General features: G+C 38.2%; 13 protein-coding genes. 12 read left to right on the top strand and 1 reads right to left on the bottom strand.

The annotated features are described in order from the left end of the window. The first annotated feature begins 46 nt into the window (after positions 1-46). The 11 genes from LY60_RS16930 to LY60_RS16980 all read left to right on the top strand — a co-directional run bounded on the left by LY60_RS16930 (position 47) and on the right by LY60_RS16980 (position 11,440). The gene (locus tag LY60_RS16930) at positions 47-1,297 is read left to right on the top strand and encodes an L-lactate MFS transporter (RefSeq protein WP_145086644.1); all 1,251 of its coding nucleotides are present in this window, start codon (positions 47-49) and stop codon (positions 1,295-1,297) included. Between the two features lie 26 nt (positions 1,298-1,323). Next, the gene (locus tag LY60_RS16935) at positions 1,324-3,249 is read left to right on the top strand and encodes an AMP-binding protein (RefSeq protein ID WP_145086647.1); all 1,926 of its coding nucleotides are present in this window, start codon (positions 1,324-1,326) and stop codon (positions 3,247-3,249) included. 5 nt (positions 3,250-3,254) lie between these two features. Next, positions 3,255-4,856 carry an acyl CoA:acetate/3-ketoacid CoA transferase gene (locus LY60_RS16940; RefSeq protein ID WP_145086649.1) on the top strand — a complete coding sequence of 534 codons (1,602 nt, stop codon included), beginning with the start codon at positions 3,255-3,257 and terminating at the stop codon, positions 4,854-4,856. 106 nt (positions 4,857-4,962) lie between these two features. Then, positions 4,963-5,562: a histidine phosphatase family protein gene (locus tag LY60_RS16945; protein ID WP_145086652.1), complete on the top strand. Its 600-nt coding sequence runs from the start codon at positions 4,963-4,965 to the stop codon at positions 5,560-5,562. Continuing rightward, positions 5,550-6,581 (top strand): XdhC family protein, encoded by a 1,032-nt coding sequence (locus tag LY60_RS16950; RefSeq protein WP_145086654.1) that lies wholly within the window; start codon positions 5,550-5,552, stop codon positions 6,579-6,581. The genes LY60_RS16945 and LY60_RS16950 overlap by 13 nt, the downstream gene beginning before the upstream one ends. 30 nt (positions 6,582-6,611) lie before the next feature. Next, positions 6,612-7,142 (top strand): nucleoside-triphosphatase, encoded by a 531-nt coding sequence (locus tag LY60_RS16955; RefSeq protein ID WP_145086657.1) that lies wholly within the window; start codon positions 6,612-6,614, stop codon positions 7,140-7,142. Positions 7,143-7,179: 37 nt separating this feature from the next. Beyond that, a complete protein-coding gene (locus LY60_RS16960) occupies positions 7,180-7,884 on the top strand; it encodes a class I SAM-dependent methyltransferase (protein ID WP_170226286.1) in 705 nt (234 codons plus the stop codon). 20 nt (positions 7,885-7,904) lie between these two features. Further along, entirely contained in the window at positions 7,905-8,438 is a 534-nt protein-coding gene (locus LY60_RS16965; protein WP_145086663.1) for an ECF transporter S component, read from the top strand. A 34-nt stretch (positions 8,439-8,472) separates the two neighbouring features. Further along, positions 8,473-9,279 (top strand): electron transfer flavoprotein subunit beta/FixA family protein, encoded by an 807-nt coding sequence (locus LY60_RS16970; protein WP_145086666.1) that lies wholly within the window; start codon positions 8,473-8,475, stop codon positions 9,277-9,279. Continuing rightward, complete coding sequence (locus LY60_RS16975) at positions 9,269-10,354, top strand: DVU_1551 family NTP transferase (protein ID WP_145086669.1); 1,086 nt, start codon at positions 9,269-9,271, stop codon at positions 10,352-10,354. The genes LY60_RS16970 and LY60_RS16975 overlap by 11 nt, the downstream gene beginning before the upstream one ends. A gap of 51 nt (positions 10,355-10,405) precedes the next feature. Beyond that, a complete protein-coding gene (locus LY60_RS16980) occupies positions 10,406-11,440 on the top strand; it encodes a molybdopterin-binding protein (RefSeq protein ID WP_145086672.1) in 1,035 nt (344 codons plus the stop codon). 89 nt (positions 11,441-11,529) lie between these two features. Here LY60_RS16980 and LY60_RS16985 read toward each other — a convergent pair whose 3' ends face one another. Beyond that, positions 11,530-14,523, bottom strand: a complete 2,994-nt coding sequence (locus tag LY60_RS16985) for a transglycosylase domain-containing protein (protein WP_212633504.1) — start codon at positions 14,521-14,523, stop codon at positions 11,530-11,532. 235 nt (positions 14,524-14,758) lie between these two features. Between LY60_RS16985 and LY60_RS16990 the strand changes: the two genes are divergently transcribed. After that, the gene (locus LY60_RS16990; RefSeq protein ID WP_145086679.1) at positions 14,759-15,898 is read left to right on the top strand and encodes a M20/M25/M40 family metallo-hydrolase; all 1,140 of its coding nucleotides are present in this window, start codon (positions 14,759-14,761) and stop codon (positions 15,896-15,898) included. Positions 15,899-16,008: the final 110 nt, after the last annotated feature.

The following is a 16,008-nucleotide window of genomic DNA, read 5'->3' on the forward strand; positions in this document are numbered from 1 at the left end:
TAGGTTTATATAATGCTTTATCATTTTATAAAAATCGGAGGTTAACATGGATTTAAAAAAGAAAAGGTGGTTTATCTTAGGAGCAAGTTTGCTAATCAATCTTTGCATCGGGTCGGGTTATGCCTGGAGTGTTTATGCAGGCCCTTTGAGCAAATTGTTTGGCTGGACTGCTGCTGCAACAGCAATGACATTTACAATAGCAAACGCAATCAGCCCAGTCTGCATGATTACGGGCGGAAAAATTCAGGATATGTTTGGGCCTAAATGGGTAATTTTTGCCGGAGGAATTTTGTTTGGCGGCGGAATTATCTTATCAGGATTCACAAAATCAATAACCTGGATATACATAAGCTATGGAATAATGACCGGTCTAGGTATGGGATTGGTTTACAGCTGTACCATTGCCAATACTGTTAAGTTTTTTCCTGACAAGAGAGGGCTTGTGGCTGGTCTCGCAACAGCAGGTTACGGCTTTGGCCCGGTTCTGCTGGCTCCGATTTCTCAAAGCCTGATTGCAAGTTACGGAGTTCTGCATGCTTTCAAAGTTTTAGGAATTGCATACCTGTTTATTATAACCATTGGTTCTCAATTCATTCAAAAAGCACCTCAGGGTTATAAACCTGAAGGCTGGGAGCCTCCGGCAGCAACAGCCACATCAGCTGTTACAGGCAAAGACAAGTCATGGTCACAAATGCTAGCTGATCCGTTATTCTATATACTTCTGTTGATGCTGACAATTGGAGCGACTTCCGGTTTGATGATAATCAGCCAGGCTTCACCTATAGCTCAGGAAACTGTAGGCGTTAATGCTGAAAGAGCAGCTTTTGCAGTAAGCTTAGTTGCAGTTGCAAACATGGCAGGAAGAATCACATGGGGTGCAGTTTCAGATAAAATCGGAAGATACAATGCATTGCCTATAATGTACTTGATTCTGGCTGCAGCAATGTTCATGCTGACTATGGTCGGAACAGGACAGTTTGCAATGTTTGTGGCAGTAACAATGGCAGTGGGCTTTTGCTTCGGAGGATTCATGGGAGTATTTCCTGCTTTGACAGCTGACTGCTTTGGTGCAAAGAATAATGGAGTCAATTACGGATTTATGTTCAGCGGTTTCGCCCTGGGAGGATATATTGGTCCAATCATGGCAGCTACAATAAAAGCCGGAAATAACGGCGATTATACGAAAGCATTTTTAATTGCTGCAGCAATGAGCATTTCCGGAATTTTATTTTCATACATTGTGAAAAAAATTCATAAATCAGAGTTAGAAAAAGAGAAAAAGATTGCCAGAGTGTAATTGTATGATGTAAAGGGTGTGAAAATATGAGCATAATTGATAGCAGCAGGAGAATTAAATTTGAAATAGTCCATGTTGACAGTATACCATGCAGCCTGGTTGGTCAAAAACTGGTATATACACTTGAAGGAGCTCTTGTATCAGAACCGTTGAAAATGAAGTGGCCAATGCCATGGATAGAGTGTGAATTTGAAAAAATTGCTAAGAGTATGGAAAAAATTTCAGTAAAGATCACTAAAAGAGTTTATAACCCGGATGAACCAGATCAGTATGTGGATGTTGTAATATCCAGTTTTATTGATATAACCATACCTCAGCTGGCAGACGATGTTGCTGATTTTTATTCGAAGTGTGAAGCATTGATTAACCATACGGGAAAAAGGCGCATAAAGTATCATGATTTTAAGCAATTATATACAAATTTAGCTAAGGGGCTCATATCTATAGGATTGGAAAAAGGTAATAATGTGGCGGTCTGGGCTGTTAATTCACCGGAATTTGTAATATCACAATTTGGAATCATTAAGGCAGGAGGAATTTTTATACCCATGAATGCCTATGAAAAACAAGTTAGGATGGAAGAACTGCTGTTAAACTCAGATACACATACTCTGATCATGCAGGTGGGAGCCAAGGCTACTGAAAATATAGAACTGCTGTATAAAATTTGCCCAGAGTTAAGTGAAAGCATACCGGGACAACTAAAATGTCCGAGATTTCCAAAACTAAAAAACGTAATAGTCATAAGCGGTGTTGAATATCCCGGCACATTCAGATGGGCCGATATTCTGGAACAAGGTGAAAAATTGAAGACTGAACTTCTTGATGAAAGGCAAAGTAGTCTATGTGTTGACGATGTTGCACAAATAATCTATACATCAGGGAGTACGGGCAATTCAAAAGGTGTGATGCTAAGCCACGGTAACATAGTAGAAAATGCAAATGCCATGGCTTCGTTGATGGAATTGACCAACAAAGACGTAATGTGCGTTCTGGCTCCGTTGTTTCACTGCTTTGGAAGCATAGCCTGTACTATGGCCGCTGTCAGCAGAGGATGTTCCATGGTCTTGGTTAATAAATTTAAAACAGATATAACCCTTTCCTTGATTGAAAAGGAAAAGTGCACAGTCCTTTCAGGAGTACCTACTTTGTTTATTTCATGCATAGAGCAAGTGCAGAAAGAACATTATGATATATCATCATTGAGAACCGGAATAATAGCAGGTGCTTCGTTTTCTGTTCAAGTGCTTAAGGATATAAAGAACATACTTGGTATAAAAAATATAATACCTTCCTATGGCCTGACTGAAGCTTCTCCTTGCGTGAGTGCACTAAAAGCAGGAGATGAATTCCATGAAAGTTCTGTAGGACATCCCATACCGGGAGTTGAAGTAAAAATAATCGATATATTATCAAAACAGGAAGTCAAAGACAGAGAAAGCGGAGAAATCCTGGTAAGGGGATACAATGTAATGAAGGGCTACTACCATATGGTGGAGGAGACCCAAAATATTATAGACAGCGAAGGGTGGCTTCACACAGGAGATATCGGATTCATTCATGAAAGCGGCTGCTTATGCCTCCGAGGCAGATGCAAAGACATTATCATACGTTGCGGTGAAAATATTAGTCCAAAAGAAATTGAAGACTTCATAGTAACTCATAAAGACGTGATGGAAGTACATGCCGTGGGAGTTCCCGATTATTTAAATGGTGAAGAAATAATGGTATTTATAAGACTAAAGGAAAATTCAGCAATTACTGAAAAAGACATCAAAGATTATTGCAGGGGAAAAATTGCATCAAACAAAATACCTAAGTACATCAGCTTCATAGATAAGTTTCCGCAGTCAGAAACAGGTAAGGTTTTAAAAAAAGATCTGAAAAAGATTGCTGCAGAAATCATAGAAGGAAAAGTTAATAAAAGAATTTCAAAAAAAATTAAGGAGTGAAGATTATGGCGAAAGTTATAACAGCAAAAGAGGCAGCTGCCTTATTTCAAGACAATATGACTGTATGTTCTGCAGCATTTGGTTTGGCAGGATGGGCTGAAGAAGTTGCAGTGGCAGTAAGAGAAAGATTTGATGAAACAGGACATCCAAATAATATCACCCATACTCATGCAGCAGGTGTAGGCAACTGGGGAAGAGGACCCAGGGGAGAAAGAGGAGAATGTGTATGGGCAGTAGACGGGCTAATGACAAAATTCATAGGCTCACATGCAGGGTCATCACCTACTGTTATAAAACAAATAAATGAAAATAGAATTATGGCATGGAACCTTCCTCTTGGAACATTGATTCAACTTTACCATGAGCAAGGCAGAGGATCTGCAGGATTATTATCTAAGACAGGACTTGGAACATTCATTGATCCTCGTTTTGACGGCGGTAAGCTAAATCAGCTGACAAAAGAAAAAGGCGAGGAAATTATTGAATACATTCCTGATTTCAGAGGAGAAGAGTATCTTTTTTACAAGGCTATTCCTATTGATATAGCTCTTATGAGGGGAACTACTGCAGATGAAAACGGCAATGTAACCTGTGAAAAAGAAGCGTTGAATTTGGAAATGCTTTCTGTTGCTCAGGCAGCAAAAGCTAATGGTGGAATTGTAATTGTACAGGTTGAGTCTCTGGCTAAGGCAGGTTCATTAAATCCAAAACTGGTAAAGGTTCCAAGTATTTATGTAGATTACATAGTAGTGGCTGAACATCCTGAAGATATTATGCAAACACAAGGAACTTCATTTAACAGGGCATTTACAGGTGAAATCAGAGTTCCTCTTGAAGGCAGCATGGATCCTATTCCATTGGATGAGAAAAAGGTTATGCTCAGAAGATTGACAATGGAAATAAAGCAGGGCTACAAGTGTAATTTTGGTATAGGCACTCCAACATATACAGGAAATGTCATGGCAGAAGAAGGATGCTCAAATGCAATAACTATGATTTCCGAGTCAGGAAGCATCGGCGGTTTGCCGGGAGGAGGAAATGATTTTGGTGCTCACTGGAACATTGAAGCATCCTGTGATCAGGGTGACCATTTTAGTTTCTTTGACGGCGGCGGTCTGGATTTAGGTGTGTTCGGCTTAAGTGAAGTTGATAAGGACGGTAATGTTAATACAAGTCTTTTGAATGGAAAGATTATGGGTGTTGGTGGTTTTGCCAACATTGCAGCAACTGCAAAGAATGCATTGTTTGTAGGAACATTTACTGCAGGCGGACTGAAGTGCAATGTTGAAAACGGCAAGATGGTAATTGAACAGGAAGGCAGATTTAAGAAATTTGTTCAAAGTTGTCCTCAACTCACATTTAATGCTGAACAATCTTTAAAGAAAGGCAACAGAATTTTATTTATAACTGAAAGATGCGTGATTGAAAGAACTTTAGAAGGAATGGTTTTAACAGAAATTGCTCCTGGAATAGACTTGCAGACTCAAATTATCGATCAAATGGGATTTATGCCAATAATTCCTGAAGGCGGACCAAGACTCATGAATCCAGAGCTGTTCCTTCCAAAATGGGGAAAACTAAAAGGTATAATGGATAATAACAAATAAAAAAGCTCTCAACTACTATTTCTTTAGTTAGAAAATCGAGCTAATGTTCGGTTTTCTAACAATTTTAGACAAGCGTTATGTAAATAAAAAAATAACGGGTGATTGAATGGATAATGTACGCAACATATACGTGGTGAGACATTGCCAGCCGTCCTTCAGCAGCAGCAAGAAATTCTGCATTGGCAAACTGGATATACCTTTAAGCCATGAGGGAAGAGAACAAGCAAAGAATCTGCTGAGTTATTTTTCTGATAAGAAAATAAGTTCCATTTACTCAAGCAATTTAAAAAGGGCACGGGAAACAGCTGAAATTCTGGCAAACAATGCAGTAGTTCCAATTATTAAAAGCGAATTTTCAGAGATAGACATGGGTAAGTGGGATGGACTCACATTTGATGAAATTAAATTTCTTTACCCTGAGGAATATAAAAAAAGGGGTGAAGATTTTGAAAATTATGTTGTTGACGGAGGAGAAAGCATAAAAGACTGCCAAAGTCGTGCCATGAGTGAATTGTACAAAACATTGAATGAATCTTCAGGCAACATAATAATAGTAACTCATGCAGGAGTCATAAGAGCAATGTTATCATCAGTGGAAGGAATCAGCATCTGCGAAGCGTTTAGTTATAAAATTGATTACGGCAGCGTAAAACAGTTTGTTGTGAAACATCATGAGCTGCAAAGGAGTGTTATATGGAATTTTTAAGAAAATTGAAAACATTGAAAGAATCAGGAACAAGCAAGGACAATATTATAATCACAGTGATGACGGGAGACTATACAAATTCAAAAGCAATAGTGTCTCAAGGAGAAATTACATATACAAACAATGAAAAATACAACTGGAAAAGTATAATTGGCATTATTCCCAAGAATAAAAAAAGTCAATTAGTAGAAATGAACGGTGAAAAAATATATATAGAATTCATGAAAAATAAATACAGTGTTGTAGTATGCGGAGCAGGACACATATCAATATCAATAATTAAAATGTGCAATCTGCTTGATTTACCGGTGACGGTAATTGATGACAGAATTACATTCGTAAACAATGCAATCAATGCAGGTGCTGATTTTACAGTTTGCGAACCTTTTGAGAAAGCACTGGACGGAATAAATGGAGACAGCAGCACATTTTTTATAATAGTTACAAGAGGCCATCGATACGATCAGGAGTGCTTAAAGAAAATAATAAATAAAGACAATGCATACATTGGCATGATAGGAAGCAAAGTAAGGGTCGGAAAAGTTCTGAATGGACTGGAGGAAGAAGGAATTTCCAGAGATAAATTAAATAAGGTATATACACCCATAGGATTAGACATTGGAGCAGAAACTCCGGCTGAAATTGCAGTTGCAATAATGGCTCAGATCATAGATGTTAAGAATAAGGAAACAGGGTCAAGCACATATTCAGATGAGCTGTTAGATGGAATTATGGATGAAAGTGTTAAGAAAATTCCAAAGGCTCTGGTTACCATAGTATCAAGAAAAGGTTCTGCACCCAGGGAAGTTGGCACTAAGATGGCAGTTTTAAAGGATGGCACCATGATAGGAACAATTGGGGGAGGCTGTGTAGAAGCCGGCATTCGACAGGTTGCATTTTCAAGCATGGACCAAGGTGTCAGCAAACTTGTACAGGTTGATATGACAGGACGAGAAGCAGAGGATGAAGGAATGGTCTGCGGGGGCATTGTGGAAATATTTGTAGAGCCCTTAATATAAAATTTTGCATGGCGTATGAGGAGTGATTAAGTGAAACACTTATTTCTTTCAGGCAGCATCAATGTTGGAAAAAGCACAATAATTCAAAACATTGTAAATAATATGGAAATTGACAAAGAAGAAATCGGCGGCTTCTATACAAAGGCATACATAAGAAACGGCAAGGTAGCAGGATTTTACATGGAACCCATAAACTATAAACTGAAAACACCTGATATTTATGAAAGGTTAATCGGATACACGCCTGACGGAAAAATGTGGCTGGGGATGGACTCAACATTTGAAAGCTTTGGAACATCCATACTTGATTGCTGCCTGATAAATGACTACAAACTCATAATCATGGATGAACTTGGTTTTTTTGAAAACAACGCCATATGTTTTCAAGAAAAAGTTCATGAAGTGTTATCAAGCAATAATAGAATTATTGGGTGCATAAAGACTTTATCAACACCTTTTATGGACTCCATAAGGAAACGAAAGGATGTGGAAGAGATTGCAGTTACTAGAAAAAACAGAGACTCAATTGCTCATGAACTCTCAGAAAAGTTTGTGCTGTAAAAATCATACATCCAAATTCAGCTGGGACAGTAAAAGTATGAATTGGTATCTCTTATCAGAAAAACTTACAAGATATCATAAGAATTCCGTAGAACTGTTAAAACCTTATACTGACGGATGCAAGACAGTCTTGGATATTGGCTGCGGTGGAGGAGGATTTTCCTTGGAGTTTGCAGAAAAAGGATTTGAAGTTACCGCCATAGACAAATCTTCTTTGGTTGTAGAATCGCTTAATGAAAGAGCACAAAAAAGGAAGCTTGAAAATCTGGAAGTATTGAATGTTTCATTTGAAGAGTATGATTTTAAAAAGTGTTATGACGTTGTATTTTTAAGCTATATGATGGGACTGGTAAATGAATTCAATATTGATGGAATTCTCAAACATGTCAGCAAGCATTTGATACTGGTATTGCCATTAACAACCACAAAGAGTGACTTTGCTGTTGATGAACTGTACCGTGAACTTGGAATAGACATAAGAAATCTGGAACAGTTAAATTACTTGAGTTTCATTGATATTCTTGACAGAAGGAATATTAATTATGAAATTGAAATGACAGGTGCTGAATTCGGCCAGCCCTTTAGTACCTGCCATGAAGCAGTGGATTTCATATATCATTATTTTAATCTGCCTAAAGAATGCAAAAGAAAAGTGGCTCACTGGCTGAACAGGAAACTGCTCAGGATAAATGATTTGTATTACTTACCCAACAACAAAAAAAGCGTTATGATAATTATATAATAATAGGAAGGAAAAAGAAGATGAAAGAAAAGTTTGAATTGAGAGAAATGATTTATATTTCATTGTTAGCAGCAACTGCAACTGTTTCAAAGGTTCCCATAAGAATATTGTCAAACTTTTTAACCAGCTCAATTGGTCTGCCTGGAGGAATTATCGGCGGAATATACTATATGTTTTGGATTGTGGCTGCATGTGCCGTAGTCAGGAAACGTGGAACAGCTACATTGTTTTGTGCAGTACAAATATTTGTAACAATAGCCACGTCCAGCATGCCGGTTATCAAACTTATAACATACCTTCCTCCTGGAATAGCTATTGACTTATTTTTGATTGCTTATGGGAAATTTGAATACAACAAGGGAATTATGATGATTCTTGGTGCAATTGCCAACAGTGCCGGAGCATTAACCCAGGCAGCACTGCTGATGAATCTTCCTTTGGCTGCAGTTGTTGTAAGTACATTGACATCTGCTTTTTCCGGCGCTGCAGGAGGTTATTTTGCATATATGGTTGTTTCAAGAATTGTGAGATCATCAGTGACCCATGCAAGTTAATTGAGTTAATGACCACTTAGAATGAGGTGATTGTATGTCTTTAAAAATTATTGTTTGCGTGAAACAGGTTCCTGATATGGAGAAAATAAGGTTCTTCTATGATAATGGCATTGTAGTGGAAAATCTCTACAATGTATTAAACAAAGATGATGCAAGTGCGCTGGAAGAATCTTTAAGAATCAAGGATACACAAAAAGATACGCACATTACAATAGTGACTATGGGCCCGGGAGAGTCAAAGGATGCAGTGCTTGAATGTCTGGCACTAGGTGCAGACGATGGAGTTGTAATCACAGATGAAGCATTAGCTGATTCTGACACTTTAGTGACTGCTGAGGTTTTATCAGCGGCAATTAGGAAAATAGGCGATTATAACGTGATTTTCACTGGCAGGCAGACAATAGACGGCGGCTCGTCACAGGTGGGTCCGCAGTTAGCAGAACTTCTGAATTTGCCGCAATTAACCAATATTGTTAGTCTGAACGTGGAAGATGATGGAAAGTCAATAATTGCAAAAAGGGCACTGGAAAATACTTGCGAAACGGTTTTTTTGCAAATGCCGTGTCTCTTGACAGTATCAAATGAGTTTACCAAGCCCAGGGGCATGTCATTAAAGGGTATACGGGATGCAGGTAAAAAAGTTGTGAAAGTGTGGACGGCAGATGATTTAGGTCTCAAAATAAATTTCAGTGGGTATGGCTGTTCTCCTACAAGGGTGAAGCAAATATTTATGCCCACTCATAAAAAAAGAGGCAGGCTTATTTGTACCGAAGACGAGGAAGAAGCTGTGCATGAATTGTTGAAGGAACTGAAAGGCAGCAGGGTGAATTATGAAATATGATAAAATTGGTGCTGTGATTGTTGCAGGAGGATTATCTTCCAGGATGAAGGACTATAAACCCCTCTTGAACATAGGAAGCAAGACTATGATTGAAACAACAATAGAAAATTATCAGAACATCGGTATTAAAAACATTGTAGCAGTAACAGGGCACCGTGCTGATGACATTGAGAAAAAGCTTGCTGATTGTAATGTACAGACAGTGAGAAACCATGACTATAAAAATACTCATATGTTTGATTCCATTTGCATCGGTTTAAAAGAGCTAAAAAACAGTGTGGATATGATTTTTGTAACACCTTCGGACAGCCCTTTTGTGCAGAAACACACACTTAAAAAAATGATTGAAGAAATGGAAAACAACAGTTTGAAAATTGTTCAGCCATCTTATGAAGGCAATAATGGCCATCCCATATTGCTGAGTAGCGAAGCTGTTAGAGAAATTTTAAAACACGACGGTACAAACGGCCTTCAAGGAGCAATTGATAATATAGTGACAGGATATAGGAACATGTCCTTCGCAGACCCTGGAATAGTTATGGATGCTGATACACCGCTGGATTTTTTTAAGCTGGTTGAATACAACAAAAAAAGAAATGTGCCATCAATTGAGTTGTGTATAAAAATACTGGATTATTTTAAAGTCACAGAAGAAGTGAAATCTCACTCATATGCAGTTGCAATGGAATCTTTAAAAATTTGTGAACAATTGAGAGAAAGAGAAATTAATCTGGATCAAATGACGGTATTAGCAGCAGCACTTTTGCACGATGTGGCAAAGGGCTGCAAAGGTCATTCATTCATCGGTGCCGACTGGCTTAATGACATGGGTTATGAAGAGATAGCAAAAATCGTATACAACCATGTAAAACTTGAAAACATTCCAGAAATTTTGACAGAAAAGGAAGTTGTGTACTTAGCTGACAAAATGGTAAAAGGAAGCAATCTGGTTTCCATTGAAGACAGATTTTTGGCAAAAGAAAATTTTTACAAGTGTAATGAAGAGATATTAGGAAACATCAGGGAAAAGAAGAATATGGCCATTAGTTTGTATGAGGCTGTGTTCGGCTGTTAAAGGTGTAATGGCAATAAATCAATTAAATAACACATAAATCAGGAGGACAAAATGAAATCAGTAAATATTGAAGAAGCAGTTGGTCAGGTGTTGTGCCATGATATTACTCAAATTATCAAGGATGTAAAAAAAGATGTGGTGTTTAAAAAAGGGCATGTTATTAAGAAGGAAGATATTCCTGTATTTCTTTCAGTAGGCAAGGAACATATATACATATGGGAAAAGCAGGATGGAATGCTTCATGAAAATGAGGCTGCTGATATATTGTACAGCATTTGCAAAAATGAATACATGAAGCCTTCAGCAGTAAAAGAGGGTAAAATAGAAGTAATTTCTGAAATAGACGGATTGTTTAAAGTTGACAAAGAAAAACTATACGAAGTTAACAGTATTGGAGATATGATGATAGCAACAAGGCATGGAAATACAATTGTCAGGAAAGGGGATAAATTAGCCGGTACAAGAGTAATTCCTCTTGTTATTGAAGAAGAGAAAATGAAAAAGGCTCAGGAAATAGGCGGTGGAAAACCAATTTTAAAAATTATGCCTTTAAAACATAAAAAAATAGGAATTGTAACTACTGGAAGTGAAGTTTTCCATGGAAGAATAAAAGATGCCTTTGGTCCAGTTATAGTGAGTAAGTTTAGTGAGTTTGATTCGGAAGTAATAGGTCAGACAATAGTGGATGACGAAAGAGAAGAAATTACTGCTGCAATTATAAAATTTATTGAAAATGGTTCGGATATTGTTGTGTGCACCGGAGGCATGAGCGTAGATCCTGATGACAGAACACCAGGGGCTATTAAGGATACGGGAGCAGAAATAGTATCTTATGGAGCACCGGTACTGCCAGGAGCAATGCTTTTGGTTTCATATTACAGCTATCAGGGAAGAAAGATACCGGTAATAGGTCTGCCTGGATGTGTAATGTATTCTAAAAGGACTATTTTTGATTTAATATTACCAAGACTTATGGCTGATGATATTCTTAATAAGTCTGATATAGACAAACTAGGTCAAGGCGGCCTATGTCTAAACTGTGAAACATGTACATACCCTAACTGCGGATTTGGCAAAGGAATGTAAAGTCAATAAATCAAAGGTAAGTCAAAGGGGACGGTTCTTCGTGACCATCATGAATTTGGTCACGAAGAACCGTCCCCTATGTCCCAATGTTAGTTTTCTTGTTCTTCTTCCACTTCGCCTTCTGCAGGAATTTCTTCATCATTGTTTTCAACAGGTTCATTTTGCTGATTCAGCCACTGGTCGTAGTGCCACTGGGTGTGGCTCGTGCATACACTTTGCGGCAACTGGTACGCATCATCCTGGACGCTGAATGAATGGTCGTAAGTTTTATTCCTTGTTACAAATATGCGCTGCTCTATTAAATTTCCCGGGCAGTACTGTGATTTAAGCATGTTTGAATTTGTGCATATTTCTGCCTTGACATGAGTCTCACAATATTTTGACGGTACGGTTCCCGGAACAAAGTAATCAGTTATAACCTGACTTCCACGAGGGTCCTGTGAACAATATTCTGTTGGAAGCAAACCTGACTGCTTGCAAACCTGCACAGGAATTAAATTTTTATTGAGTTCAAATTTTGCAGGTTCCAGTCCTTCGTGTACAGGTATCATAATTTCTCTCCATAGATTTGCATTGGCTCCGCTGTCTCCGGTAAGCTTCATTTGAACGTTGTCGTTTCCTACCCACACTCCGCCTATGTAGTATGGTGTGAAACCTACGTACCAGAAATCTCCGCTTGCCTGTGTTGTTCCGGTTTTTCCTGCTGCTTCAATTCCCATTTCAGCCGGCAGTTTTGCCTTGTATGAAAGTCCGTTTGTTACAGTTGTTCTTAAGATGTCCTTCATGAGAGAAGCTGCCTCCGGGCTTGATACAACACGGGTTTTAGGTATGTTTTCAAGGATGATGTTGCCTTTGCTGTCTGTTATTTTTGTGTATGCTATTGGTTCGACATAGACTCCGTCATTTGCTATGGCTCCGTAGGCTGCAGTCATTGAAAGAGGTGAAAATCCCTTTGTAAGACCTCCCAGCCCAAGAGATGCCAGGTTTACATCATTGAAGGCAGCATCTTCTTCAGGAGAAATGAATGTATCGCTGTTTGGATTTTCGGTGTCTATGAATCCAAAATTAGTAAGTGATTCAATTGCAGCTTGAGTTCCAATTTTTTCAAGCATGTTGACTGCATTTGTGTTCACTGACTGTTCTATGGATTTTCTCAAGGTCAACTTGCCCCAGTACTTGACGCTCCTGTGTTCGAACCAGTTTTTCGGCCATCTTTCACCTGCTTCATTTGTTCTTGGGAGGTCCTCCAATATGTATGAAGCAGAATATCCCATATTTAATGCAGGAAGGTATACAGACAATGGTTTTATTGTTGAGCCAGGCTGCCTTGCAGCATCTGCTGCACGGTTAAACGTTCTGCTTCCTTCAATATTTCTTCCTCCAAACATTGCTTTAATCTTTCCGGTTCTATAATCCATTATTACAGCAGCTGATTGTGGCTGAACAATTCCGTTGTCTTGATAATAAAAGAAATCTTTCGAAATTCTGAGTACATTGTCATCTCCAACATTAAAAATATTCTTATTCTTGTCAAGAAAATCCTTTGTAATGAGAAATTTTCCCTTTGTTCCCTTTTGCTCGAGAATCTGAAGGTTATCTCCGATGTTCAATGAGCCCAGAATGTGGGAAACAAAGTTGTATTCTTCGTTTATGGTGTAACAGTCTACAATGTCTATGGTTGAAGAAAATATATCGAATTTTTTAGAGCTTATAACAAGAAATCCGCTCTGGTCATAGCTGTATTCATCCGGATTTAAGTAAATATTGTTTTCTTCATCCATTATGTTTTCTTTCTTATAGAAAATTGTCTGGCCGTATTCGTTCAATACGTTTTTTTGAGAATCAAGGCATCCCACAGCTTCACCGTTAACCCACTTGAAATACCTCCATTCCTCTCCTACAGGGGTTTCTCCTGAAGGCTCAGAGCCTAGGAAATAATATGAGAAGTTCTTGTATGATTCTTCCAGTGATTTTTGAATGTTCACATCAATTGTGGTTGTGATTGTCAGCCCGCCTCTGTAAACATAGGTTTCAGCTTCCTTGTAGGACATTGATTTATATTCCATTAAATCTTCAATTACTTTTTCTTTTACATAATCCATGGGCAGAGTTGAAATCTGTGCTATTTTAGTTTGACCGGGATTAAGAGCGCTACGCATGTCTTCATTGACTGCAGTATTGTATTCAGCTTCATTTATGTATCCAAGCTCAAGCATGCGATCAAGTATAAGAAGCTGCCTGTCTCTGGAATCCTGATTGAAGACACATGCATACTGCACAGAACCAATAGTAACATATCCGACTATATCTTCTTCCGGAATATTTTCAAGGTCATACATGTTGTATCGGCTAAAGGGAGCATATATAACGGTGCTTTTGGCTGCTCCTGCGAGCATGGCGCATTCTGCCAGAGTTAAGTCTTTTGCATCCTTGGAAAAATAAGTGCGGGCAGCAGTCTGCACTCCGTAGGAGCTTTGACCCAGAGGAATAGTGTTCAGATAATTTTCAAGTATCTGGTTTTTTGAAAGTATTCGCTCTATTTTAAGTGCCAGGTAAATTTCCTTTATTTTTCTCTCCAAGGATTTTTCGTTTGTAAGATAAAGATTCTTTACAAGCTGTTGAGTGATTGTGCTGGCACCCTGGGCTGTAGGATCTCCAACCTGGAAGTTATGTACAAGAGAGCTTGCGATGCGCTGTATATCAATTCCAAAATGCTGTTCAAACCTGTGGTCTTCTATGGCTAAAAAAGAGTTTCTTAAGTTTTTAGGAATGTCATCCAACGGTATTATTTCACGGTTTTCATTTGGATCATGAATTTTTTCAATAATGTTCCCGTTTTCGTCTGTTATGACAGAACTTTCTGAAAGTGTAGATAAAATATTGGTGGGGTCAATTTCCGGTGCAGTCTTTACTATACCAAGTACTATTCCAAAAATAAAACCTCCTGCAGCAGTCGCTGTCAGCAACATGATTAAAAAAATCATGAATATGGCGCGGAGGACTTTATTTTTCTTCTTTTTTTCCTTATTATTGCTGTTATTAGTATCCTGACTTTCTATTATTTCCAAAGTATCATTTTCCATTTGCTCACTGTCCTTTCTGATTGCATTCAAATGTTATATACCCTCAAACAATACATTTTACTCATTATAAATTAAATTATGATGCAGACATGGGGATAGTGAGAAAAATTGGTAGTTGCTGTTGCAAGGAGTGCATTATTTGATTATAATAATATTTAATGCAACAATTAATATTATGATGTTACCGGCAATTTATACTGGTGCTAAATAATAAATTATAGACGGAGTAGATAAAATGAAATATGCACTTAACAAACATGCGCTCAATTTCATAAAGGACAGCAGCAAGGAAACACTGGACTTACTGGTTGAGCTTGCAAGAATACCGGCTCCATCCCACAAGGAAGAAAAAAGAGCAGAATTCTGCAAAAATTGGCTTGAGAAAAATGGAGCAAAAAATGTATTTATTGATGATGCTAAAAATGTGGTATATCCTTTAAACTGCGATAATGCAGAAGAAATTACCGTATTCATGGCACACTTGGATGTGGTTTTCAACGACGAAGAAGAATTCGATGTTGTCATTAAGGATGGAAGAGTTTATGCTCCAGGTGTGGGGGATGATACTGCCAATGTGGTAAATCTGTTGATGTGTGCCAAGTATGTCACACAGAACAGCTTAAAACCAACACAAGGATTTTTATTTGTGCTTAACTCCTGCGAGGAAGGTCTTGGAAACCTGAAGGGAAGTAAAAAAATAATGGAAACATACGGCTCAAGAGTTACAGAATTTGTTTCTCTGGATGGAGAAATAGGTTCATGCACTCACAAGGCTGTTGGTTCTCAAAGGTACAAGGTGACTGTCACCACCGAAGGAGGACATTCATATTCGGATTTTGGCAATCAAAATGCAATTTACTATCTTTCATCCATGATTCAGACATTGTATACAGTTCGTGCTCCCGAAAAGGCAAAGACAACATACAATGTGGGAATAATAAGCGGAGGAACTTCTGTAAATACTATTGCGGAAGAAGCATCCATGCTTTATGAATTTCGTTCTGTGGACAAGGACTGCCTGAAACAAATGGAAGATTTTTTCTGGGCCGTGCTTGACAGCTACAGAAAAATGAACATAGGTGTTTCAGTAGAAGTTGTGGGAATTCGTCCATGCGGCGGAGAAATAAATAAAGATAAGTTTGAAGCATTCACGGAAAAGAATAAGGAAATTATAAAATACTACTATGAGGGTGAACTGGATTTAAGCGCCGGTTCCACGGATTCAAACATTCCTCTTTCTCTTGGAATTCCGGCTAATACTGTTGGTACAGCCAAAGGATTTGGCGCTCATACAAGAGGAGAGTGGATTGAAATAGACGGAATGGAAACAGGACTTAAAATAGCAATGACAATGGTGCTTACATATTTTAAATGATAATTATTTTAATAGAAATGAATGTACAAAAACTTGGTATCAGTGAGAAATCTGAAATTCCAGTGTGTAGGGGAGAGCCTTGTGCTCTCCCGCAAATAAAAATATTATTG

Origin of the sequence: Sedimentibacter saalensis (assembly GCF_007830175.1) — a bacterium.
In the GTDB taxonomy this organism is placed as follows: Bacteria; Bacillota; Clostridia; order Tissierellales; family Sedimentibacteraceae; genus Sedimentibacter; species Sedimentibacter saalensis.